This is a genomic window from Mesorhizobium sp. A623, assembly GCF_054489405.1.
In genome coordinates this window covers 25,247-49,319 of sequence record NZ_JBTMXB010000033.1, presented here as the reverse complement: position 1 = coordinate 49,319, position 24,073 = coordinate 25,247, and the positions used below count along the sequence as shown (strand labels likewise).

The 24,073-nt window shown below is 59.9% G+C and carries 19 protein-coding genes; 14 read left to right on the top strand and 5 right to left on the bottom strand.

The window, feature by feature from the left end:
• The 3 genes from ACX3P1_RS22970 to ACX3P1_RS22960 all read right to left on the bottom strand — a co-directional run.
• On the bottom strand, positions 1-989 hold a 989-nt coding region (locus ACX3P1_RS22970), incomplete at its 3' end, for an ABC transporter permease (protein ID WP_459081904.1).
• Between the two features lie 349 nt (positions 990-1,338).
• On the bottom strand, positions 1,339-3,324 hold the full coding sequence (locus ACX3P1_RS22965; RefSeq protein ID WP_459081903.1) for an oxidoreductase: 1,986 nt from the start codon (positions 3,322-3,324) through the stop codon (positions 1,339-1,341).
• A gap of 22 nt (positions 3,325-3,346) precedes the next feature.
• Positions 3,347-3,976, bottom strand: coding sequence for a TetR/AcrR family transcriptional regulator (locus ACX3P1_RS22960; protein ID WP_459081902.1), 630 nt, complete (start codon positions 3,974-3,976; stop codon positions 3,347-3,349).
• A gap of 145 nt (positions 3,977-4,121) precedes the next feature.
• Between ACX3P1_RS22960 and ACX3P1_RS22955 the strand changes: the two genes are divergently transcribed.
• The 3 genes from ACX3P1_RS22955 to dddP all read left to right on the top strand — a co-directional run bounded on the left by ACX3P1_RS22955 (position 4,122) and on the right by dddP (position 9,397).
• A complete protein-coding gene (locus ACX3P1_RS22955) occupies positions 4,122-6,158 on the top strand; it encodes an oxidoreductase (RefSeq protein ID WP_459081901.1) in 2,037 nt (678 codons plus the stop codon).
• Positions 6,159-6,247: 89 nt separating this feature from the next.
• The gene (locus ACX3P1_RS22950) at positions 6,248-7,897 is read left to right on the top strand and encodes an ABC transporter substrate-binding protein (RefSeq protein WP_459081900.1); all 1,650 of its coding nucleotides are present in this window, start codon (positions 6,248-6,250) and stop codon (positions 7,895-7,897) included.
• Positions 7,898-8,059: 162 nt separating this feature from the next.
• Positions 8,060-9,397, top strand: a complete 1,338-nt coding sequence (gene dddP / locus ACX3P1_RS22945) for a dimethylsulfonioproprionate lyase DddP (RefSeq protein ID WP_459081899.1) — start codon at positions 8,060-8,062, stop codon at positions 9,395-9,397.
• 24 nt (positions 9,398-9,421) lie between these two features.
• Here the strand turns inward: dddP and ACX3P1_RS22940 are convergent, their stop codons facing one another.
• Positions 9,422-10,300: a LysR substrate-binding domain-containing protein gene (locus ACX3P1_RS22940; RefSeq protein ID WP_459081898.1), complete on the bottom strand. Its 879-nt coding sequence runs from the start codon at positions 10,298-10,300 to the stop codon at positions 9,422-9,424.
• Between the two features lie 152 nt (positions 10,301-10,452).
• On the opposite strand from ACX3P1_RS22940, the gene ACX3P1_RS22935 reads away from it, so the two are divergent.
• Together ACX3P1_RS22935 and ACX3P1_RS22930 are read left to right on the top strand one after the other, a co-directional pair.
• Complete coding sequence (locus tag ACX3P1_RS22935) at positions 10,453-11,679, top strand: aromatic ring-hydroxylating oxygenase subunit alpha (protein WP_459081897.1); 1,227 nt, start codon at positions 10,453-10,455, stop codon at positions 11,677-11,679.
• A gap of 6 nt (positions 11,680-11,685) precedes the next feature.
• Positions 11,686-12,756 carry an FAD-binding oxidoreductase gene (locus ACX3P1_RS22930; RefSeq protein ID WP_459081896.1) on the top strand — a complete coding sequence of 357 codons (1,071 nt, stop codon included), beginning with the start codon at positions 11,686-11,688 and terminating at the stop codon, positions 12,754-12,756.
• 397 nt (positions 12,757-13,153) lie between these two features.
• On the opposite strand, the gene ACX3P1_RS22925 is transcribed toward ACX3P1_RS22930, so the two are convergent.
• A complete protein-coding gene (locus tag ACX3P1_RS22925; RefSeq protein WP_459081895.1) occupies positions 13,154-14,059 on the bottom strand; it encodes a LysR substrate-binding domain-containing protein in 906 nt (301 codons plus the stop codon).
• Between the two features lie 131 nt (positions 14,060-14,190).
• Here ACX3P1_RS22925 and ACX3P1_RS22920 point away from each other — a divergent pair, with 131 nt between their 5' ends.
• From ACX3P1_RS22920 to ACX3P1_RS22880, 9 genes are all read left to right on the top strand, one after another.
• Positions 14,191-15,546: an NAD(P)/FAD-dependent oxidoreductase gene (locus ACX3P1_RS22920; protein WP_459081894.1), complete on the top strand. Its 1,356-nt coding sequence runs from the start codon at positions 14,191-14,193 to the stop codon at positions 15,544-15,546.
• A gap of 22 nt (positions 15,547-15,568) precedes the next feature.
• Complete coding sequence (locus ACX3P1_RS22915) at positions 15,569-16,444, top strand: dihydrodipicolinate synthase family protein (protein WP_459081893.1); 876 nt, start codon at positions 15,569-15,571, stop codon at positions 16,442-16,444.
• 89 nt (positions 16,445-16,533) lie between these two features.
• Entirely contained in the window at positions 16,534-17,247 is a 714-nt protein-coding gene (locus tag ACX3P1_RS22910) for an SDR family oxidoreductase (protein ID WP_459081892.1), read from the top strand.
• Positions 17,248-17,473: 226 nt separating this feature from the next.
• Positions 17,474-18,187, top strand: a complete 714-nt coding sequence (locus ACX3P1_RS22905) for a GntR family transcriptional regulator (protein ID WP_459081891.1) — start codon at positions 17,474-17,476, stop codon at positions 18,185-18,187.
• Entirely contained in the window at positions 18,184-19,095 is a 912-nt protein-coding gene (locus ACX3P1_RS22900; RefSeq protein ID WP_459081890.1) for a dihydrodipicolinate synthase family protein, read from the top strand. The genes ACX3P1_RS22905 and ACX3P1_RS22900 overlap by 4 nt, the downstream gene beginning before the upstream one ends.
• Positions 19,088-20,605, top strand: coding sequence for an aldehyde dehydrogenase (locus ACX3P1_RS22895; protein WP_459081889.1), 1,518 nt, complete (start codon positions 19,088-19,090; stop codon positions 20,603-20,605). The genes ACX3P1_RS22900 and ACX3P1_RS22895 overlap by 8 nt, the downstream gene beginning before the upstream one ends.
• The gene (locus ACX3P1_RS22890) at positions 20,602-21,948 is read left to right on the top strand and encodes an NAD(P)/FAD-dependent oxidoreductase (RefSeq protein ID WP_459081888.1); all 1,347 of its coding nucleotides are present in this window, start codon (positions 20,602-20,604) and stop codon (positions 21,946-21,948) included. Before ACX3P1_RS22895 ends, ACX3P1_RS22890 begins: the two co-directional genes overlap by 4 nt.
• Before the next feature lie 75 nt (positions 21,949-22,023).
• Complete coding sequence (locus tag ACX3P1_RS22885) at positions 22,024-22,875, top strand: glycine betaine ABC transporter substrate-binding protein (protein WP_459081887.1); 852 nt, start codon at positions 22,024-22,026, stop codon at positions 22,873-22,875.
• Positions 22,876-22,966: 91 nt separating this feature from the next.
• Positions 22,967-24,073, top strand: a complete 1,107-nt coding sequence (locus ACX3P1_RS22880; RefSeq protein WP_459081906.1) for a quaternary amine ABC transporter ATP-binding protein — start codon at positions 22,967-22,969, stop codon at positions 24,071-24,073.

Sequence of the window (24,073 nt, the reverse complement as noted above, 5' to 3'; positions counted from 1 at the left end):
GAAATGAGCTGCGTGATCAAGACGATGAACACAGAGACCAGCGAACAGCCGAGCAGAAGCTCGATGTCGTTATTGCCGGCCGCCTCGACTAGAATGTAGCCGAACCCCTGGTAGCGGAACATGACCTCGACGATGACGACGCCGGTGAGCAGCCAGGGAAATTGCAGCATGATGACGGTGAAAGGCGCAATCAGCGCGTTGCGCAGCGCGTGCTTCATGACCACGCTTCTGAAACTCAGGCCTTTGAGCCGCGCGGTGCGGATATATTGCTGCGTCATCACCTCGACCATCGAAGCGCGCGTCATGCGCGCGATGTAGCCGATGCCGTAGATCGCCAGCGTTATCACCGGCAGCGTGAAATTGTAGAAGGTGATGCCGTCGAAGGTGGCACTGGCGGCAGAGCCGTTGAACCAGCCGAGCCACGTCGCGAAGATAACGGTGAAGATGACGCCGGAGACATATTCGGGCGTCGCCGTCGAGGCGATGGAGGCCACCGACAGCACCCGGTCGGTTCGCGAGCCCTCGCGCATTCCAGCCAGGATGCCGATCAACAGCGACACCGGCACCATCACCAGCAGCACGAAGAACATCAGGATGCCGGTCGCCTCGAGCGCCGGAAACAGCTTGGCGGAAACCGTGGTCCTGAACTTGGTCGAACAGCCGAAATCTCCTTGCAGCACGCCCGACAGCTTGGGCGTGAGCGATTCGTCGCAATAATTGAAACGCGGCTGCGCCTCACCCGTCTCGCTCCTGCCGGGCTGTTTCGGCCACACGCCCATCCACTGCGCATATTGCTTCAGGAACGGCTCGCGGTAGCCATTGCGAACCAGCCAACTGTCGACCTCTACCTGCGTGGCGCGACTGTTGGTCTGCGCCAGGGCAAGCTTCTTGAGGTTGGGTTCCAGATTGACGAGATAGAAGACGACAAGCGTCAGACAGATCATGGTGAAAACCATGGTCGCCATCCGCCGGGTTAGGAAAGCAGCCATGAATGCTCCCGCCGGCTAGTGGTATCGAGTATAATCCGGGCGGACTGCAAATGTGAATTCATGTGATCTCGATCACCTTCTGGAATAGCGTTTTTTGTCTGACATTCTGTTGCCCACCACATTTGGACAATGCCTGCTGGGACATTGTCCGAACTATATTGTTCCGCTTTGACAAGCGCGACGATAACTCTCTTGCGTCCCGCGCCGGTCTCGCCCCTGTGTCGATGCCCTTTGTTGTGGTCACGGCGCTGGTGCTCGGCTCGATCGCTTGCTTCGGCGATGCCCCGAAACCGTTTTGCGCGGTTCTATCGGACGAGAAGTAATAGCATCACCAATCTTTCAACCTCCGTCAAATCTCCAATCCTGCTTTCCTGCCTTCAAAAAAGGCGTAGGGCGCTTGGCGCGGGGCCGCACAATCGCCGATCAGGCGTGTCTCCAGTCCCCGTTCCGCAAGCCCCGGCGACAGCCAGTCGGCGGCAAAATTCGTGGTTGCCGTCACCAGCGCGTCGGCCTCGACGAAGCGGCGCTCAGCGGTGTTGTGGTCGAGAAGGACAGCACCGTTTCCGCGCCATTCGGCGATGCTGGACTCCACGATCCATTCCACACCGAGCTTGCGCAGCGCCTGGCGCATGGGAACGTCGGCGGCGGTTCTTTGCAGTTCCTTGCCCACGAACGGGTCCGGGGTGACGATCGTCACCTGGTGGCCCTCCTCGGCCAGCTTCCAGGCCGTGCCGCAACCGCGCCAGCCACCGCCTTCATCGAGGAGGAGAACGTGCGTACCGGGCCTCGCCTGCCGAGCCATGACGGCTTCGATCGTGAAGACATTGCCCTTCTCGATGCCCGGCATGGTTTCGAGCGTCGGCAGCGCCTTCTGGAAGCCGGTCTCGGGGGAGTAGGAGCCTGTCGCGACGACGACGACATTGGCTTCGGAAGGGTCGATGTCCTTGGCCTCGACGTAAGAATTGAGGCGAACCTCTACGCCAAGCTTTTCGAGCTGGCGTTCATACCAGGCCATGAGATCGAGGATTTGCGCGCGTCGCGGCTGCATACCCGCCAGCAGGAAATTGCCGCCGAGACGGCTCGATGCTTCGGCAAGCACAACCTTGTGGCCACGTTCCGCCGCGACCCGAGCGGCCTCCAGCCCGGCCGGCCCGGCACCCACGACAAACACCCTTTTTTTCACGGCAGCAGGGGTGAACCGATCGCCCCCCCACTCGAACTCGCGCCCGGCGGATGGATTGATGAGACAGCTGATCCAGTAATCGCGCGAGCGGCGGCCCCAGCACATCTGGTTGCACGAGATGCAGCCCCTTATGTCTTCCGCACGGCCTTCGTTGGCCTTTCTGGCAAGGTGCGGATCGGCGATCTGGCCGCGCACGATCGAGACCAGATCGGCCGAACCCTCGCCAAGCACCGTTTCCCCGTTCTCGGGTGTCCGGATATGGCTTTCGGCGGTGATAAGCGCGTTCTTGACAACGCCTTTCAGGACGGCGGCGAGATCGACGCCGAGTTTTTCCGGATAGAGGAAAGTCGGCATCAACTTGTAGAAATCGAGATAGCCGCCGGACCCGCAGGTCACATAATCCATGAGCCCCAGTTCGTCGTGCAGACCGATGATCTCGGCGAGTTCGTCGCGCTGAAGGGCCACCTTCACGTCCGGCTCGTCGCTGACGGCGAGCCCGATGATGAAGTCGGGTCCGCAAACCTCTCGTATGCGGGTCAGGATTTCCCGCGACATGCGGGTGCGGTTTTCAAGCGAGCCACCCCATTGGTCGTCGCGCCGATTGCACCATGGGGTCCAGAACTGATCAACCATGCCGAGATAGGCAGCCCACACCTCGACGCCGTCGAAGCCGGCCTCGCGGCAGCGCCGCGCGGCTTGTACGAAGCCATCGATCGTTTCCCATATTTCCGCATCCGTCATCGCATGCGAGCCGTCGCTGTCGTGATAACTGGGCAGGCCGGAGGGCGACCAGTGCGGATGGTAGGAATTGTCTGAATCGCCATGCGCTCCAATATGATAGAGCTGCTGAAGCGCGACAGCGCCGTTCCCCTTGATCGCTTCCGTCACGCGGCGAAAATGGGGGATCACGCTGTCGTCGCCGGGTCGAAAATTCCCGCGCGTCAGGACGGCCGCCGGGTGCACAGGCATCGGCTCGACGACGATCATCGCCGCCCCGCCAATGGCGCGTTCCGCATAGTAGGCAACATGCCGCTCAGTCGGCACGCCATTTTCCGCCATATTGGCGGTGTGGGCGCCGAAGACGATGCGGTTGCGCAATGTGTGGCCACGAAGCGTGATTGGAGAAAAGAGGTGGGGAAAGTGTGTCGACATCTCGATTTCCCATAAGGTCGTGTTACTGCGGCTTGTATCCGTGCCGGGCAAAGAAGCGGTCCAGCTCGCTCTTTTGCGGCATCTGACCTGTATAGATTGCGATGTATTCGGGGATGCGCTTCATGCGAGCGGCGATATCTTCGGCGGACTGCATGGAGATATAGCCGATTTGCACCAGGTAGGTCGTCCGGGCGTGGACGTCGGCGACGCTTTCCGTGTAGCCAAAGCGCACGAACATGCGGGTCAGGGCCTCGAGGCGCATCTGATCGGCTTCGCGAACCTCGACCAGGACTTCCGACGCCTGCAATGCCCAACTGCGGACGGCAAACTCAAATTGGGAATCGAATAGGTCCTTGTTCAGCCAGCAGTCAAACACGTTGAGCATCGCCTCCGCCAGGCTTTCAGCATAGGCTTGCGTCTGCCGGATCAGGTTACCCGTGTTCTTGTCGCGCCACCGCGCGACCAGAGCCGACAGCAGTTCCTCCCTGTCCTTGAAGAACCAGTAAAAGCTTGTCCGGGAAATGCCCAGCCGCTTGGCCAGAGGCTGAATCTTTACGGCCTCGACTCCGTGTTCCAGCAACGCATCGGAGGCGGCCTGGAGCCACACCTCTGGAGAACCGCGCCAGCCGCTATCGCTCAATATCTGCTCCACGTTTATTCTCCTAGCGAGCCGGATAGCCAAAAACAAGAAAAATGTTCATCAGCGTCAATTACAATGACGCTGATGTTTTCACAATTGACATGAGTGAACATCTTGACCTAGCTTGACCGGTACATATTCCAGACGGAGTCCGGCAGTGTCCAACGACCCTCTCCTTCAGCCTTATCAACTCAAGCATCTCAAGCTTCGAAACCGCATCATAGTGACTTCCCATGAGCCGGCCTACCCGGAAGATGGGATGCCAAAGGGACGCTACAGGGCCTATACTGTCGAACGGGCCAAGGGTGGCGTTGCGCTGACGATGACTGCAGGATCGGCGGCGGTGTCGCGCGACAGCCCGCCTGTTTTCAACAACCTCCTCGCCTACAAGGACGAGATCGTTCCCTGGATCCGGGAAATGACAGACGCGGTCCACGAGGAGGGCGCCGCGATCATGATCCAGCTGACCCATCTTGGCCGGCGCACGCGCTGGGACAAGGGCGACTGGCTTCCGGTCGTCGCCCCCTCCCACCACCGGGAGGCCGCGCACCGCGCCTTCCCGAAAAAGATCGAAGGCTGGGACATCGAGCGCATCATCAAGGATTTTGCGGACGCGGCCGAGCGCATGAAGGCCGGCGGCATGGACGGCCTCGAGGTCGAGGCCTACGGCCACCTCATCGACCAGTTCGTCTCGCCGCTGACCAACGAACTCGACGGCCCCTATGGCGGGCCGCTGGAAAACCGCATGCGCTTCTGCCTGGACGTGTTTGCGGCCATGCGCAAGCGCGTCGGCAACGACTTTATCCTGGGCGTGCGCTACACGGCGGACGAGCGCCTTGCGGGGGGCACCGGCAAGGCCGACGGCATCGAAATCTCGAAGCTCCTCAAGGATAGCGGGCTGATCGACTATCTGAACGTCATCCGCGGGCATATCGATACGGACCCTGGCCTGACCGACGTCATTCCGATCCAGGGCATGGCGAGCGCGCCGCATCTCGATTTCGCGGGCGAAATCCGCGCCGCCACCAATTTTCCGACCTTTCACGCCGCGAAAATCCAGGACGTCGCCACGGCCCGGCACGCGATCGCGGCGGGCAAGGTCGACATGGTCGGCATGACCCGCGCCCACATGACGGACCCGCACATCGTGCGCAAGATCATGGAAAAACGCGAGGACGATATCCGCCCCTGCGTCGGCGCCAACTATTGTCTCGACCGCATCTATCAGGGTGGCATGGCGTTTTGCATCCACAACGCCGCTACGGGGCGCGAAGAGACAATGCCGCACGTTGTGGCGAAGGCGAAAGAACGCAAGAAGGTCGTCGTCGTCGGGGCGGGGCCTGCCGGCCTGGAGGCGGCACGCGTCCTGGGCGAGCGCGGGCATGAGGTAGTCGTCTTCGAGGCGGCGAACAAGCCCGGCGGCCAGATACGCCTCACCGCCCAGAGCGAGCGCCGCCGCGAGATGATCGGCATCATCGATTGGCGCATGAACCAGTGCGGCAAGCTCGGCGTCAGCTTCCGCTTCGACACCTGGGCCGACGCCGACATGCTTGCCGCCGAGGACCCGGCCGTCGTGATCGTCGCGACCGGCGGCCTGCCACATACCGAGGTTTTGTCGAAGGGCAACGAACTGGTCGTCGCCTCCTGGGACATCCTATCCGGCGACGTTAAGCCGGGCACCAACGTGCTTATCTTCGACGACGCGGGCGACAATGCCGGCCTGCAGGCGGCCGAAGTCCTGGCCAACGCCGGCGCCAAGGTCGAGATCATGACGCCGGACCGTTCATTTGCGCCTGAAGTCATGGCGATGAACCTCGTCCCTTACATGCGCGCCCTCCAGAAGCTCGACGTGACCTTCACCGTGACCTGGCGTCTGGAGTGGGCGGAAAGGAGCCGCAACCAGATTATCGCCCATATCGGCAGCGACTATGGTGGCGTGGCCAGGGAACGTCTGGTCGACCAGATCGTCGTCAACCACGGCACCATTCCGCTGGACGACCTCTATTTCGAGCTGAAACCCCAGTCGCGTAACCATGGGGAGATATCGCACGATCAACTGATCGCCGGCGAGCCGCAGTCGGTCGTTCGCAATCCGGAAGGGAAATTCCAGTTGTTCCGGATCGGCGACGCCGTATCCGCCCGCAATACGCATGCCGCCATCTACGATGCGCTGCGGCTGGCAAAGGATATCTGACCACCCGACTTCGCACTTCAAATCGTACCGCTCCATTGGCGGGACAACAACCGGCTTCATCTGGCAGGACCATAAAAAGGGAGGAAGAAATGGGATTTTACAAAAGCAACGGCGACCGCGTTCCGCCGGTCATCGAGGAGATGGCCGAAGAAACCCGATGCGGGCGCATGGACCGACGCGAGTTTCTGGCGTTGGCGAGCGCACTCGGCGCTTCGACCGCGTTTGCCTACGGCATGATCGGCCTTGCCGCACCGACGCCGGCTCTCGCACAGGAGGCCAAGAAAGGCGGAACGTTGCGGGTAGCCATGCCGGTCAAGGCGCAGAAGGACCCGCGCACCTACGACTGGGTCGAACTGGCGAACATCTCGCGCACATGGCTGGAACCCCTTGTGCGTTACACCCGCGAGTTCACGTTCGAGCCGGTGCTGCTTGAAAGCTGGGAGGTCAATGACGACGTTACCGAATATGTCCTGCATGTGCGCAAGGGCGTGACCTGGAACAATGGCGATGCCTTCAACGCCGACGATGTCGCCTATAATATCGGCCGCTGGTGCGAGAAGGCGGTCGCGGGCAATTCCATGGCCGCCCGTGTCACCTCGCTGACAGACGAGGCGACGGGGAAGGCAAGGGACGGCGCCATCACCAAGGTGGACGACCATACGGTCAAGCTCAAGCTGAGCGAGCCGGACATTTCGCTCATCGCCAATTTCACCGATTATCCAGGGCTGGTCGTGCATCGCAGCTTCGACGCCGAAGGCGCCGATCCGGTGGCCAAGCCGATCGGCACCGGGCCGTTCGAACTCGTCTCCTATGACGTCGGCACGAAAGCCGTCGTCAAGCGGCGTGAGAACGGAAAATGGTGGGGTGGCGAGACGCCGCTCGACGGCGTCGAGTTCATCGACTACGGCACGGATTTTTCGGCCACGGTCAATGCTTTCGAATCCCATGAAATCGACATGAACCTCGAAACGCCGCCGGACTTCATCGATCTCCTCGGCGGGACGGATCTTGTGAGTTCAGAGGTCGCGACCGCGACCACGCTGGTTGCCCGTACCAACGTCACCCACAAGCCCTACGACGATCAGAAGGTGCGCAATGCGCTGCAGATGGCCGTCGACAACGATGTCGTGCTCCAACTCGGTTACAGCGGTCGCGGAACGGTCGGCGAAAACCACCATGTCAGCCCGATCCACCCTGAGTATTATCCGCTTCCGAAGAAGACGCGCAACGCGGAGGGCGCCAAGAAACTCATGACCGAAGCCGGGCAAGCCGATTTCGAGCACGAACTGATCACCGTCGACGACGACTGGCAGAAGAATACGGGCGATGCGCTGGCAGCCCAGCTCCGAGAGGCGGGGATCAAGGTCAAGCGCACGGTCCTGCCAGGCTCGTCCTTCTGGAACGACTGGACGAAGTTCCCCTACTCGATGACGATCTGGTACATGCGTCCGCTTGGCGTCCAGGTCTTGACACTGGCCTACATGACAGGCGGTGCCTGGAACGAAACCGGCTATTCGAACCCGGATTTCGACACCAAGCTGAAAGAGGCGCTGTCTCTTAACGACGTCGAGAAGCGACGCGAGATCATGAAGGACCTGGAACAGATCCTGCAGGATTCGGGCGTCATCATCCAGCCGTTCTGGCAAAAGGTCTTCAGTCACATGAGCAAGAACGTAAGGAACTATGGAGTGCACCCCACATTCCAGATGGACCTTCAGACCGTCTGGCTCGACGCCTGATACTTACCGGGTGAAACGCCTGCCGGTGTCCAGCGTCCGCGTTGGAAGCCGGCAGGCAACCTTGCTGCCGTAGCCGTTTACGGCCGGGCTTTCTCCGGCCGCCGAACCTCCGTTCCTCACGTCAATCGTCGCACCATCCAATCTCATGCCCAAGGGGTCGGAATGTCCACGTTCTCGATCACGAACAAGAAGATAGACCCCGCGCGACGCAGGCCCGGCTTCGCGCCGAAGCCGGATGGGAGCCCCGACGACAATGATCGGATCGAGATCGGCCCGACCGATCTGGCCTTCTCGGAATGGGCGGCGCTGGGCCTGACCCCGCCAAATCTGGAGCGGATGCGAAAGACTCGGCTTGACCGCATCGTCCAGCAATTGCGCCAACGCGACTGTGCCGGCGTGTTGTGCTTCGATCCGCTCAACATTCGCTACGCGACCGACTCTTCGAACATGCATGTCTGGATCATGCACAATCCGTCGCGAGCCGTATTCGTAGCGGCAGACGGCCATGTTGTTCTCTGGGACTTCGACCGTTGTGGCCATTTGTCGGCGCACCTGCCGCTTATCCATGAAATCCGAGACGGCGGCGCAGGTTTCTACTACTTCGTTGCCGGCGATCAGGAAGAGGCCATCGCGAAAGAATTCGCCGGCCAGATCGACGAGTTGCTGCGCAAGCACGGCGGTGGCAACCGCCGTCTCGCCGTCGACAAGATCGAAGTCCCCGGCTTGCGGGCGCTGGATGAAAGTGGGATCGAGGTCTGTAACGGCATGCAGCTTATGGAGCATGCCCGGGGGATAAAAGGGGTCGACGAGATCAACGCGATGCGCTGCTCGCTGGCTACCTGTGAGATCGCGGTTGCAAAAATGCGCGAGCGCTTGCGGCCCGGCATTGCTGAAACAGAGTTATGGTCTGTGCTGCACGCTGAAAACATCGCGCGCGGTGGCGAGTGGATCGAGACGCGGATTCTCAATTCCGGCCCGCGGACCAATCCCTGGATGCAGGAGGCCGGACCGCGCAAGATCGGCGCCGGAGAATTGGTGGCATTTGATACCGACCTGATAGGCCCCTATGGCATGTGCGCGGATTTCTCGCGCACCTGGTATTGTGGCGATGGCAGGCCCTCCGACGAACAGCGACGGCTCCATGCCGTCGCCTATGAGCATGTGATGACGAACATGGCCCTGCTCAGGCCGGGCGTCTCGTTTACGGAACTTTCGCAGCGCGGCCACAAGCTTCCAGCGGAATTCGTCGAACAACGCTACGGTGTCATGATGCACGGTATCGGGCTGTGTGATGAATATCCGGCCATCCTCTATCCCGAAGATTTTATACCTGGAGCGTTCGACTACGTGCTGGAACCGGGCATGACCTTATGCGTGGAAGCCTATGTCGGCGCGGTTGGCGGACGCGAAGGCGTCAAACTGGAGGAACAGGTGCTGATCACCGACAGCGGCTACGAAAATCTCTCCAACTGTCCTTTCGACCAGGCCTTGATGGCCTGAGCTTCTCCGGCGGGTGCTTCCCCCTCAAGAACTTTGGTCGAGCCAGTCTGCGAAAAGGCGCGCTTTCACAGAAGCCCGCGGATTGATCTTGAGATAGAACGGCACCGGCGAAGGAATGGCGTCAGGCACGAGCCTCCTTAGCCGCCCCGCTTGCAGGAGGCTTTGAATGAGCCCCTCCCATCCCAATACGGCCCCAACATCGTCTTGCGCCGCCTGGAGCGCGATCATGTAGTTGTTGACATGAAAGCCGCGGCCTTTGGGGGCAGGCTGCGAAAGCGCGGCGAACCAGTCGGTCCAGGTCGTCCAATCGGTTTCCTCGATGCTCGAATGGATCAAGGGCGCCCGCAGCAGGTCTTCCAGTCGGGTGATGCGGTGCTCAGCCGCGAAACTGTCCGTTCCCACCGCGACGATGCGGTCCTGAAAGAGCTCCCTGTATTCGATGCCGTCGTCTCGCGGATTGCCGTAGCGGATGTTCAGATCGCAGCGACCGACGCCGACCGGCACGTCGCTGACAATCTGGGAGACGGTGACGGAAGGATGGAGCTTCCAGAAAGCCGAGATCTTGGGTGTGAGCCACAGCGCGCTGACGGCGGTGGTGGTGCCGATGGTTAGGTCGACCGCTTCCGGCTGCCCGCGCAACTGGGCGACGGCTTCGGAAATCGTCTCGAAGCCCCGTTGGATGGCAAGGAACAGGAAGGCCCCTTTTTCCGTCAGTTCGACGCCACGAAACCGGCGCACGAACAGGCTGCACGCGAGGTCTGTCTCCAGCGCCTTGATCTGATGGCTGATCGCGGCGGGCGTTACGTTCATCTCCTGCGCGGCCTTCTTGAAGCTCAAATTGCGGGCGGCAGCCTCGAAGCTGATCAGCGCGGTCATGGAAGAGAAGTCATAGGGCCGGCGCATGTGGCCTCCTTCGGGGAGCTTATGGTCCCTTTGCCTGAGATTAATTGATCTAACTCAAGATGAAATTTAATGCCATTGTCAAAAGGATTGTGGGCGCTAGTGATGTTAAATCATCTGAACCATAGGTCTCGGAAGCTAGGAGGTCACCACCCATGATCAACATTCAGGAACTGCTCAATCGCCGCATTCCGGGCCATGCCCTCGAGCAACCTTTCTACGTGTCGCCAGACGTGCTCCAGCTTGACCTCGAGCAGATCTTCTACAAGGAATGGCTCTACGCTATCCCGGCTTGCCAGTTGACGAAGTCCGGCAGCTACGTCGCCATGCGCATCGGCGCCTACGAGATCATCCTCGTCAGGGGACGCGACGGGGAGATCAGGGCATTCCACAATACCTGCCGCCATCGCGGCTCCATGATCTGCAAGGCCCGTGAGGGCCAGGTGGCCAAGCTTGTCTGCCCTTATCACCAATGGACCTACGATCTGGACGGAAAGCTGATGTGGGCCAACAACATGGGCGCGGATTTCGATCCGACCAGTCACGGCCTCAAGCCGGTACACCTGCGAAATCTGAGCGGCCTGCTCTATGTCTGCGTGGCCCAGGAGCCACCTGAATTCGAGCCCTTCGCTCGGGATGCGGCTCCCTATCTCGACGTGCATGACCTGTCAGACGCCAAGGTGGCCTATACCTCGACAGTCGTGGAAAAGGGCAACTGGAAGCTGGTCTGGGAGAATAACCGCGAGTGCTACCATTGCAGCGCCAATCATCCGGCGCTCTGCCGGTCGTTTCCGCTGGACCCCGAGATCGCTGGCGTATCGGCCGATGGAACGATTTCCGCCAAGCTGCAGGGGCATTTCGACCGCTGCGCCGCTGCCGGCGCCCCGGCGCAATTCCTGGTTGGCGGCGACGGGCAATTCCGGCTGGCGCGCATGCCGCTGGAGGAGACGGCCGTCAGCTTTACGATGAATGGCAAGGCGGCGGTCGACAAGCCGCTTGGCCGTGTCCAACCGCCGGACGCCGGCTCCTTGCTCGTCTTCCACTATCCGAGCACATGGAACCACTTCTTGCCCGACCATTCGCTGACATTTCGTGTCATGCCGGTCGGCCCGACCGAAACCGAAGTCACCACCACCTGGCTGGTGCACAAGGATGCGGTCGAGGGTGTGGACTATGACCTCAAGCGCCTCACCGAAGTGTGGACCGCAACGAATGACGAGGACCGCGAAGTGGTCGAAGCGAACCAGAATGGCATCCGCTCTCCAGCTTACGCTCCCGGCCCCTATGCGCCCGAATGGGAGAGCGGCGTAATCCAGTTCGTCGACTGGTACGCCACCTGGATGGAACAGGCCGCCGAACCGCACCGCATAGCGGCGGAATAGCCGTCCATGGTCTCTTCTGTCGCGAGACCCAGGCTGGTGCTGTGGACGGACGCGGAGGAACTGGAGTGCGTCGACGTCTTGCCGGAGGCGCCCAACGTCGTCACCTTTTCCTTCCGCAGCCCGTCCGGCGCCCTGTTCGGCTTCGATCCCGGCCAGTTCCTGACACTGGAGCTACAGCTTCCGGACGGGCCGACCCATCGCACCTTTACGATATCGTCCTCCCCCTCGCGGCCGACTTCGCTGACGATCACGGTGAAGGCGCAGCCGGATTCGATCGGTACGCGCTGGATGTTCGACAATCTGCGGCCCGGCATGCAGTTGAAGGCGATCGGGCCGGCCGGCCGGTTCTCGATCGTTCACCATCCCGCAGATAAGTACCTGTTCATATCAGCCGGGTCGGGCATCACGCCGATGATGTCCATGACTACCTTTCTCTATGACTCCGGGCTGAATCCGGACATCGTCTTCGTCAATTGCGCCAGGCGGCCGTCGGAGATCGTCTTCCGGCAAAGTCTGGAACATATGACGACGCGGGTCACCGGCATCGACCTGAAATGGGTAGTGGAGGAGACTGATCCCTACCGGCCTTGGACGGGTTATAGGGGCATATTCAACCAGTTGATGCTCGGGCTCATGGCCCAGGATTATCTGGAAAGAGAGGTCTTCTGCTGCGGGCCAGAACCGTTCATGCAAGCCGTGAGGGGCGCTCTCTCGGGCCTTGGCTACGATATGGAACGCTACCATCAGGAAAGCTTCCAGGCGGAGCCACATGAAGCGGAGGCGGTTCCCGAAGACGTAGAGCCACAGGATCACAAGACCGCGGAAATACGCTTCGCGGTGTCGGATGTGGTGACGAAATGCAATGAGACCGATACGATTCTTGAAACTGCCCGGGCATCCGGCGTCCCGATATCTTCGGGCTGCAGCATGGGTATTTGCGGTACGTGCAAGGTGCGCAAACTCGACGGCCAGGTGCACATGGTGCACAACGGAGGCATCACCGACGAGGATGTTGCCGAAGGATACATCCTCGCCTGCTGCTCCAAACCGCTCGGAACCGTGACTTTAGAGCTTTAGAATCGTTGACAGGATCCGTAAATTCCACGCCTTTAGGTAGCTAGGACAGGGGGGCCGGCGTAGTTTGTGTAGATGGAAGTGTAGAAGCATGGCAGCCACACTGTGTGGAATTGCAAGCACCATCTCATTTGGGTGGCGAAACACCCCTTGATGTCTTGACAGCGGCAGCGCCGGTGGCTGAACGTAGTGCGACAGCTCCGGACTTCAACCTGAAGCATCCTTTCCTACGTGCGCGCCGACAAGCTTGAGGCGTTCGCTGGCTGCCGGGAAGCTGATCATTTACGCTGGCTGCCGGCGACGTTTCCGCCGCTGCGGTAAACTTAGCGCCGAGATCAACAAGATAAGGTGAGAAGCACCGTAACGCAGGAAAAACGAGGTAACAGGCCCCGCTCTGCTATCAACGCAAATCCATCGTCTGCGATAGGAACCAGTCAACCAATACAATCAGATTCTCATTTTTGATGCCGCGATCATTAGCTATCAGAAAGAAAGCGCTTCCTGTTGTCACCTCAATATCCAGCGGCTTGACCAGCAGTTTGTTGCGCAACAGTAGTTGCGCAGAGAAATTCCAGCCAAGTGCGATCCCTTCACCGGCCAAGGCGCCCTGCATGACCAACTGATAATCGTTGAGCACCATGTTCGGTGCGCCTTGAACCGAATTGCCACCTGCCGCAGCGAGCCACTCGCCCCAACTGATGCGCTTGCGAAATGCATCGACAGAATGTAGCAACTGGTGCGCCGAAAGGTCAGCCGGCGTCTGTAGCACGGGGTTTCCGGCAAGGTATGCGGGCGAGCACACCGGAAATACGACTTCGTTGCAAACGTACCAGCTGTTCGCTCGCTCAAAACCGCGCTCCCGGATCCAGATCGTCATGTCGACCTGCGAGTCCGGCTCGACATCCCGGTCGGTGGTGACGACCTTGATCCTGAGCCTGGGGTGGTCGTGCTGCAGGTGATAAAGTTGCGGCATCAGCCAATGGGCGGCAACCGATGTCGAGGCCGCGATGGTGAGATATTGCGTGCCGGTCGATGAGATGGACTTCAGACTGTCTTCCATCTTGAAGAAGCTTGCATGGACACTGTCATATAGCAGCCGGCCCGCCTCGGTCAGCTTGACGCCCCTGTTGTCTCTAACGAAAAGCGCCACCCCACAATGCTTTTCCAGCGCCTTGATCGAGTGCGACACACTCGGCTGCGTGACGTTCAGTTCGCCAGCCGCATTCTTGAAGTTCAGGTGCCTCGCAGCGGCTTCGAATACGAATAGCGAATGCGGGGAGGGCAGGAAGGATCGCAGGTTTGACATGAATTACATTGATATCAAGCGACTTCTTTCTCGTCTACAGGCAGGGCCTTCCGCGTGCTTAGCTATCGAATGAGTTGAGCGGGCTTCGATCGTCGAGGCGACGCGTCTTCCCTGAATCGAATGAGTTGAACGTGGCTTGGAACAGACCGAACTCGCTTCCGGAACGTATCGCGGTGCCGCCGCCGCATCGCGAGCCTACGCTCTCTGGCTGGTATCTCGCTTCAGGCACCGAACTGCCGCTGGTGCCGCAACGCGGCGAGACGATTTGCGATTGCCTCGTCATCGGCGCGGGCTGGATGGGGCTTCACGCTGCGCGGCGGTATGCTGAATTACAACCCGATGCATCGGTTGTCCTGGTCGATGCGGGCCGCATCGGCAACAATGCCTCGGGCCGATGCATGGGCTTTGCCATCGATCTTGCTCACAATCCGCGCAAGCAGGATTTCGTGGAAGACATTCAGGGAAATCGGGATGAACTTCTCACCAACCTGGACGGCAACGCCTACCTGAAATCCGCCGTCGAGGATCTGGGCGTGGAATGCGATTGGGACCCGCAGGGCAAATACCACAGCGCTGCAACGGATCACGGTGTCGCCGACCTGGTTCGCTTCTCGGAGGCGCTGGATCGCATGGGGCAGCGGTATCGCTGGGTGGAGCGCGAGGAAATCCAGGAAATAACCGGAAGCAGACATTACATCAGGGCGCTGCACCACCCCGGCACCATTTTGATCCAGCCTGCGAAGTATCTGAAAAATGCCGCCCGGCTGCTCCCTGGGAATGTGAGTGTTCATGAGAATACGCCGGTGGTGAGCGCCCGGTATGGCAAGCCGGTTCACGTTTTTGAAACGCAAACGGGTCTGATCCAGGCACGCAAGGTTATCATTTGCACTGCGGGCTACCTGACGAAGTTCGGTTTCTACGCAGGCAGCGCCATTCCAGTCTACACCTTTGCCAGCATGACCCGCCCGCTGACGGACACAGAACAGGCCAGGGCCGGGAGCCACGACGCTTACGGGCTTATTCCGGCGAACAGTTTCGGAACCACGGTCCGACGCACGTCCGACAACCGGCTCGTCCTCAGGAATGTCTACTCCTATGCAAGCGACTTCAAGACGACGCTGCATGACGTGGAGCGCGCCAGGAAGCAGCAGCAGCTCGCCTTCGATAGGCGCTGGCCCGAACTTTCGTCGATGGGCTTCGTCGCCAGTTGGGGTGGGTTGCTCACTCTGGCGCAGAACGGCGGGATGGTCTTCGGTCAGTTGGCGCAAGACGTCTTCGGCGCCGCTTTTTGCAACGGCACCGGAGTTTCAAGGGGCACCGCTTTCGGGAAGGCGGTCGCTGAACTGGCAACGGGCCTGACGTCGCCGGTTGGCGAAATCCTCAAACGGCGCGCTGCGCCGACGAGGGCATATCCGAAGATCATAACGTCTGCTGGAGTTCGCTTCGTGACCGGATGGCGGTTCAGGCAAGCGGGCAGAGAAGTCTAGAGCTCAGGAAGGGACAGGTAGAATGGCCGATTTGAAAGGCATCAACCTTGCGATGCAGACTCCGTTCGACAGCGACGGTTCGGTGAACTTCGCGGTTTTCGAAGAACTGATAGACAAATACGTAGATGCCGGTGTCCATGGCCTGGTGTTCGGCTCGGGTACCGGGCAGCACCCCTATCTCACGGAAAACGAGTGTAACCGCCTCTACGAGATCGGTGCAAAGCTCGTGAACGGTCGCTGCAACGTCGTTTGCCAGACGTCCGCCCTGAACGTCGATGAAGTCATCCGGCGATCGCGCCATGCCGAATCGGTCGGGGCCGACGCACTCATGATCCTTCCGCCGTATCTCGAGGGACCGGACGACGACGACGGCCTTCTCTCCTTCTACAAAGACATTGACGCTGAGGTCGGGATCGACATCATTGGGTACAACATTCCGCAGGCCACCGGCATCTCTGTCTCCATCGGGCTGCTGGGACGGTTAAACCAGCTCAAGAATTTCAATTACATCAAGGATAGCGCCGGGGACCTCACTATCCACCAGGAATATCTGCGGACGTCGGCTTCGGTCCTCAATGGATGTGACACCACAACGGTTTATGCCCTGATGGCGGGTGCGAACGGCGTCATCTGGGGAGGCGCGAATTATATGCCGCGCGAGGCGGTGGCGTTGTACGAGTTTGTGGCCACGAAGCAATATGCGCAGGCCCTGGAACTGTGGCAGCGGATGTTGCCTTCGCTCCTCTTCATCTGGACGACCCGTTACATCCCGTCGGTCATCAGGGCGTCCCAACTTCGTGGCTTTGGCACCGGCAATGTCCGCAAGCCACTGGCCAAACTGACCGAAGGTCAGGACCGGGCGCTTCAGCGCGCGCTTGAACCGCTGCTGCTTGCCTGACCGAGCTGTATCACATCTGAAGGGCGTGGCCTGACCGGATTTCGATCACTGCGATCGCGACACCGAAGCCTTTGAATGGGAGAACCAAATTGAACGGTCGACATTCTCAACCGGTTGGATTGATCACTGGCGGAGGCCGCGGGATGGGCGCCGCCATTGCACGAGAGCTTCATAGCCGCGGCTATCGCCTTGTCCTCATGTCGCCTTCCACAAGCGCCGAGAAACTGGCGGAAGCGTTGGGAGGCAAGGGCCTGCGCGGATCGACCGACAACCTTGCCGACCTTGAAGCGCTCGTGGACACGGCCCGTTCCGCCTACGGTCGTATCGATGCAGTCGTCAACCATACGGCCCATCCGCCGACCGGTTCGATCCTCGACTTGGAGGATGCCGTTTGGGAGGGAGGAAATCAGTCGATCCTTCTTTCCGTGCACCGCATGGCTCGTCTGGTGACGCCGGTCATGCTCGACCAGAAACGGGGAGCCTTCCTCAACATCACGACGCTGGCGACCTTTGAACCGGATGCGAACTATCCGATCTCCTGCGCGTATCGCGCCGCCGTCGCGGCTTACACGAAGATGTACTCAGATAAGTATGGGCCGCACGGCATACGCATGAACGCCCTGCTGCCCGGCTATATTGACAGCATGGATCATTCGCCCGACGTGGTACCGGCGATACCGTTGCGACGCATAGGTTCGGTAACGGAAATAGCGAAGACGGCTGCATTCCTGCTTTCGGAAGACGCCGGTTACATAACCGGGCAGAACTTGCGGGTAGATGGCGGGCTCACAAGGCACATGTGAGAGGGTCTGCCTGTATGGCGTGTTCAAAATCCCGGTTGGCAGGATGGACTACTTTCATCACTTTGCGCCGTCGTACTTCTGCATGAGTGGCGTACGTCGGTATCCGCCCCCGGAAACCTCGAACGTATTTCTGTGACGCCGTTAATTGTGTACTTTTGGAATACAATTTTCTTGACTCGCCCCTCAGGTGGCGCAATGGTGCGGCAACTGAGCCTTGAGGTTTGCAATGAAGATCCGCAAAAACAGTCTCTATGACGACCTGAAACGCCAGATCCTGACGATGGAACTCGATCCGGACGCCGATCTGGACGAAGTCAGCCTGAGCTTACGCTATGGCATCTCCCGCACGCCTGTTCGCGAAATCTTCCGCCGTCTGGCGGGAGAAGGATACGTCGACATCCGGGAGAATCGTGGTGCCCGGGTCGTTCCGATGAACCACTCGACTTTGCGCAACTTCTTCCAGGTTGCGCCGATGATCTATGCCGCTATCGGGCGGCTTGCGGTGCAGAACTTCAAGTCAAGGCAGCTTACCGACCTCAAGGACACGCAGGAACGCTTTCGCGCCGCGAACATCGCCAGCGACGTGCTCGTCATGGTCCTGGAGAACAACCGGTTCCACGAAATCATGGGCGAGATGTCGGGCAACGTTTATCTTCGCGCAAGCCTCAGCCGGCTGCTCATCGACCACGCCCGCATCGGCCACACCTTCTTCCATCCGAGCAACGAGGACATGAACAAACGCCTGAAGCTGTCGGTTGACCATCATGATTCCTTCATCGCCGCCATAGCCGCCCAGGATGAAGATGCCGTTGTCGATCTTGTGTTCGATCATTGGGAGCTATCCCGGGAAAACATGGAGATGTTCATCGCGCCGGCGCCATTGAAGGCAGACGCCCTTGTCGATGGTTCGCAGTTCGCCTCAACGGAGAAACCATCTTGAAATTCGAAGGCATCTACACGCCGGCGATCACGCCGCTCCAGCCCGATGGGCAGATCGATAGAGAAGCGTTCGCGGCAGTTCTTGAGTCGCTGATTGAAGCGAAAGTCCATGGCATCGTCGTCGGCGGTTCCACCGGCGAGTATTATGCCCATACCGCGCAGGAGCGGTTCGACCTGGCTTCCTATGCCAAGGAGGTCATCGGGACGCGGCTGCCGCTCATTCTCGGCACCGGGGCAACGCGCACGGAAGATGCCATCGAGTATGCCAAGGCGGCGAAGGCGATCCACGCGGATGCCATCCTGGTTACATCGCCGCCTTACGCCTTGCCTACCGAACGCGAGAACGCCGTTCATGCGCTGAGCATCGATCGCGCCGCCAACCTTCCGGTCATGCTTTACAATTATCCAGGGCGGATGGGCGTATCGATGGGCAGGGAATACCTCGCCCGGGTTGGCAAATCGAAAAACGTCGTTGCGATCAAGGAAAGCGCCGGGGAGATGGCCCGCGTCCATATGCTGGCGCGAGATTTTCCGCATATCGCTCTGTCCTGCGGGTGGGATGACCAGGCTCTGGAGTTTTTTGCCTGGGGCGCACGTAGCTGGGTTTGCGCCGGTTCGAACTTCATTCCGCGCGAACACGTGGCGCTCTACGAGGCCTGCGTCATCGAAAAGAACTTCGACAAGGGTCGCCGGATCATGTCGGCCATGTTGCCGCTGATGGACTTCCTCGAAGGCGGAAAATTCGTTCAGTCGATCAAGTTCGGCTGCGAACTGGCCGGGTTGAAAGCGGGTTCGGCCCGCGCGCCGCTGCGGGGGCTGAATGCCGACGAGAAACGCAGCCTGCAAACGATCGTCACGAATCTGAAGCGGACTGTCGCGCAGATCACCGCGGGAGCCAACAATGCATGATGTTCTGACTGCCGCTGAATATGCGGCGATTGCCGAAACGATGCCCTTTCCGTCGAACGCGTTCATCGACGGCGCGTTCCGGCCGTCGGCTTCCGGAAAGACCTTCAAGACCTCCAATCCGGCTACCGGCAAGGTACTGACGGAAGTCGCCGCCTGCGACGCTGCCGACGTCGACTATGCCGTCGAGAAGGCCAAGCAGGCCTTTGACGACGGTCGCTGGCGCTTGCAAGCACCCGGCGAGCGCAAGGCGGTTCTTTTGAAACTTGCCACGCTGCTCGAACGCAATCGCTACGAACTCGCCGTCCTCGAAAGTCTCGATAGTGGCAAACCGGTTGGCGAATGCCAGTCGGTCGACCTTCCCGATGCCATCCATACTATCCGTTGGCACGCCGAACTGATCGACAAGATCTACGACAACACCGCTCCTGTCGGAGCGGATGCGCTGACGATGGTGGTCCGTGAGGCGATCGGAGTCGTCGGGCTGGTGCTGCCGTGGAACTTCCCGCTCTTGATGCTGGCATGGAAGATCGGGCCGGCGCTGGCGGCCGGTTGCTCGGTCGTTGTGAAGCCGGCGCAGGAAACGTCGCTGACGACCTTGCGTGTTGCCGAATTGGCCCATGAAGCCGGCGTTCCGGCTGGTGTCTTCAACGTTGTGACGGGAAGCGGCAAGGACGCCGGCGAGCCGATCGGCATGCATATGGACGTGTCGATGGTTAGCTTCACCGGCTCTACGGCGACCGGCAGGCGCTTCCTGCGCTACGCTGCCGATTCCAATCTGAAGCGCATCGTTCTCGAGTGCGGCGGCAAGAACCCCGCCGTCGTGTTGAACGACGTCGAGGACCTTGACCTCGTTGCCGAGCAGATCGTCAACGGCGCCTTCTGGAACATGGGCGAGAACTGCTCGGCGACGTCGCGGCTGATCGTCCATGTCGATGTCAAGGACGAGTTGATGAAGCGCATCGGCGCCTACATGCGCGAATGGAAGATGGGCGACCCGCTCGATCCTGGCAACCGCGTCGGCTCTCTGGTCAGCAAGGCGCATTTCGAGAAGGTCAAATCCTATCTCGATCAGGTCAAAGCCGAGAAACTGACCGTTGCTTTCGGCGGTGGAACGGAAAAAGCCATCTTCGTCGAGCCGACGGTGATTGACGGTGTCGGTCGCGACAGCCGTCTTTTCCAGGAAGAGATATTCGGCCCGGTGCTTTCCGTCACCACGTTCAACAGCATTGCCGAGGCGACCGCGCTGGCCAACGACACCGTGTATGGGCTGACCGCGTCCGTCTATACCTCCAGCCTCAAGAACGCGATCCGACTTTCGCGCGAGATTCGCGCTGGCGTCGTCACGGTGAACTGCTTTGGCGAGGGCGACGCGACGACCCCCTTCGGCGGCTACAAGGAATCCGGTTTCGGCGGCCGCGACAAGTCGATCTGGGCCCATGACCAATACACCGAGCTCAAGACGATCTGGATCGACGTTTCGGATCGGTCGGTCGACGAGACGGTGAGATGATCGACCACGTCATCAAGCGTTTGCCGGTCGATACCGGAACCTCGGGCTGGCTTGCGATAAGCGACCGCACAATGCCCGTAAGGACGCTCGATAACGATGTTCATGCCGACTGGCTCATCGTTGGTGCAGGCTTCGCCGGCCTCTCGGCGGCCCGCCGGCTGGCCCAGCTACGGCCCGGCGACAAGATTGTGGTGGTCGATGCCCGGGAGTTAGCGCAAGGGCCGGCAGGACGCAATTCCGGCTTCATGATCGATGTGCCCCACAACCTCACATCGGGCGAATATTCTGTTGCCGACGAGGCTTCGACCAAGCTCGAGATCGAGCAGAACCGCCTCGCCATCTCCTTTGCGGCGCACGCCGCGGCCGAATACGGCATGTCTGGCGAGACGTTCGATCCTGCCGGCAAAATCAATGCGGCGGCGACTGAGCGCGGAATAAAGCTCAACGCCGATTACACCGCCTCGCTGAAGCGGATAGGGGAGGAGAGCAGATTGCTCGATGCCGCCGAAATGCGCGAAATCACTGGATCGACCTACTATCTGGGTGGCCTCTACACGCCGGGAGCGGTCATGATCCAGCCGGCGGATTACATCCGTGGCCTCGCGCGCGGGCTTCACTCCAAGATCGACCTTTTCGAGAATTCACCGGTCGTGGAACTGCGGCGGGACGGCAACAACTGGACGGCGCGCTCGCATCGCGGATCGGTGACGGCACCCAAAGTGATCCTCGGAGTAAACGGCCATATTCAGGAGTTCGGTCACTTTCTCGGTCGGCTGATGCATGTTTTCACCTACGCTTCGATGACGGCATTTTTCTCCCAGCTAGAGTTCGGCGCGCGGCCGGCCGGAAGGGAGCGATGGGGGCTGCTTCCGGCTGACCCGATGGGCGCTACGGTCAGGAAGATCACCACCGGCGGTCGATCCCGGATCGTAATCAGAACCCGTTATACCTACGATCCGAGCATCAAAGTCTCGCAGAAACGGGTCACCCAGATCGCAGCCGAGCAACGGCATTCTTTCAATGCGCGCTTCCCCGATCTTGCGAAACTGCCTTTCGAATTTAGTTGGGCTGGGCGTCTGTGCCTTAGCTGGAACCATGTGCCGGCCTTCGGCGAGGTTGAGGAAAACCTTTACTCCGCGTGCTGCGAGAACGGGCTGGGCACGGTCAAGAGCACCCTTGCAGGAATGATGGCTGCCGATCTGGCGACCGATACCGATTCCGGGCAGCTGGAAAAATATGTGGACCAGCCGGAACCGAAAAAATTGCCGCCCGAGCCGCTTGCGTGGCTTGGCGCCAATGCGGTGATCCGCTGGCACGAATTGCGGGCGGGTCGCGAAGGATAGCCTTTCGCCTCGCAATGACGAAGGTAGCTGAGTGCGGTCTTCGAAGAAAGTGGGAACTGAACGGAGGAGTATGAAATGAAAGTCTTATGGAAAGCGTTATGCGCCGTCGCGATGATCGGACTGGCCATGTTGCCGGCCCATGCCGAAGACAAGACCATCAGCATGGGCACTATGTCGTGGGAAGATCTTACGCCGATTACCGGCATCACGAAGAAAGTTCTGGAAGACGCCGGCTATACCGTCAAGGTCACCGAGTTTTCGGAGTGGGGCATTGCCTACGCCGCCCTCACCAAAGGTGACGTCCAGATCCTAGCCTCGCAGACCGACTACGTCGCTCAGGACTATTGGGACAAGAACAAGAATAAACTTGAGAAACTCTCGCCGGTGTCACACGGGCTTTTCCAGGCATTGGCTGTGCCGAAATACGTCGACATCGACTCGATGGATCAGCTCAATGAAAACGCCGACAAGTTCGGTGGGAAGATCGTGGGTATCGAGCCGGGGTCAGGTCTTATGCGTGACACTGCCAACGCCGTAAAGGCGTACGACCTCAAGCTGCAACTGGTCGAAGGCAGCAGCGCTGCCATGACAGCTGCCTTGAAGGCGGCAATCGACCGCAAGGATTGGGTCGTCGTCACTCTCTGGACTCCGTCGTGGATGGCTCAGAAATTCGACGTCAAGTTCCTGCAGGATCCCAAGGGCGTCTTTCCCCCGGCTCAGAGCTACTATTGGATTGGTCACAAGGGCTTTGCTGCCGAGCATCCACACGCGCGTGAGGTGATCGCAAGTGTGTTTGTACCGCTTGAGGTCAACACCGCAATCAACGGCGAGGTAAAGGATGGCAAGACCATGGATCAGGCTGTCAAGGATTGGACGGATAATAACGCCGATCTGCTGAAGCGCTGGGAAAATATCAAGAGCGAATAGTAGCGTCAAACGGCCGCCTGGCTTCTCAGCTGGGCGGCTCTCCGCAATTGTGGTCGGTTGCGATCTACAACGAACCAATCCAGAGGGCGAAATGAACTCCTCGACGATCGAAACCAACGAGGTGCTGGTCGACTGTCAGTCGGTCTGGAAGGTCTTCGGTAAGGACTCCGTTGCCGCCATCAAGGCAGTAACGGAAGGCGGCCTCACGAAAACGCAGGTACTGAGCGATTATAATTGTGTGGTGGGTGTCTCCGGCGCCAGCTTTCAATTACGCCGGGGTGAGGTCTTCTGCGTCATGGGCCTGTCTGGCAGCGGCAAGTCGACCTTGATCCGGCTGCTCAATCGTCTCATCACGCCCAGCCTGGGCAAAGTGCTCGTCAAGGGCAAAGATCTGGCGACACTGAGCGCAGCCGAACTGCGCGTGATGCGCGCGCGTCACATCGGCATGGTTTTCCAGAGCGTGGCTCTGCTGCCGCAGCGCTCGGTTCTCGAAAATGCCGCCTTTGGCCTTGAAGTCCAGGGCATAGCGAAAGCTGAACGAAACAAGACGGCTCGGCAATCGCTTGAAATGGTGGGTTTGGGAGAGTGGATCAATCATTATCCCTCCCAGCTTTCCGGTGGCATGCAACAGCGTGTCGGGTTAGCGCGCGCTTTGGCCGCCGATCCGGAAATCATTCTCATGGATGAGCCTTTCAGCGCGCTCGACCCGTTGATCCGAAGGCAGCTTCAGGACGAATTCCGGCAATTGAACAAGAAACTCGGGAAGTCCTCGGTCTTCATCACCCACGACCTCGACGAGGCCATCCGCATCGGTGACCGCATCGCGATCATGAAGGACGGCATCATCATCCAGGTCGGGACCGCCGAGGAGATCGTGGCGAACCCGGCCGACGCCTATGTGGCCGAGTTCGTGGCCGGCATCTCGCGGCTGCATCTCGTCAGGGCGCACTCGGTGATGGGCTCTGTGGCGGATTTCAAACGCGAGCAGCCGAACGAGGATCTCGGTCTGCTGCCCAAAACGACGCCGCAGGCTGACATCGATGAACTGATTGGCCTGACCATAGAATCGGACCGGGGCGGGATTGCGGTGGTGGAAAACGGTTCCGTCATCGGCATCGTCACGACACGGGGTCTGTTGCGCGGGGTCAAAGGTACGCCATCGAGCGAGCGCGCTACCGCCAGCCTGCCAACCAGTTGA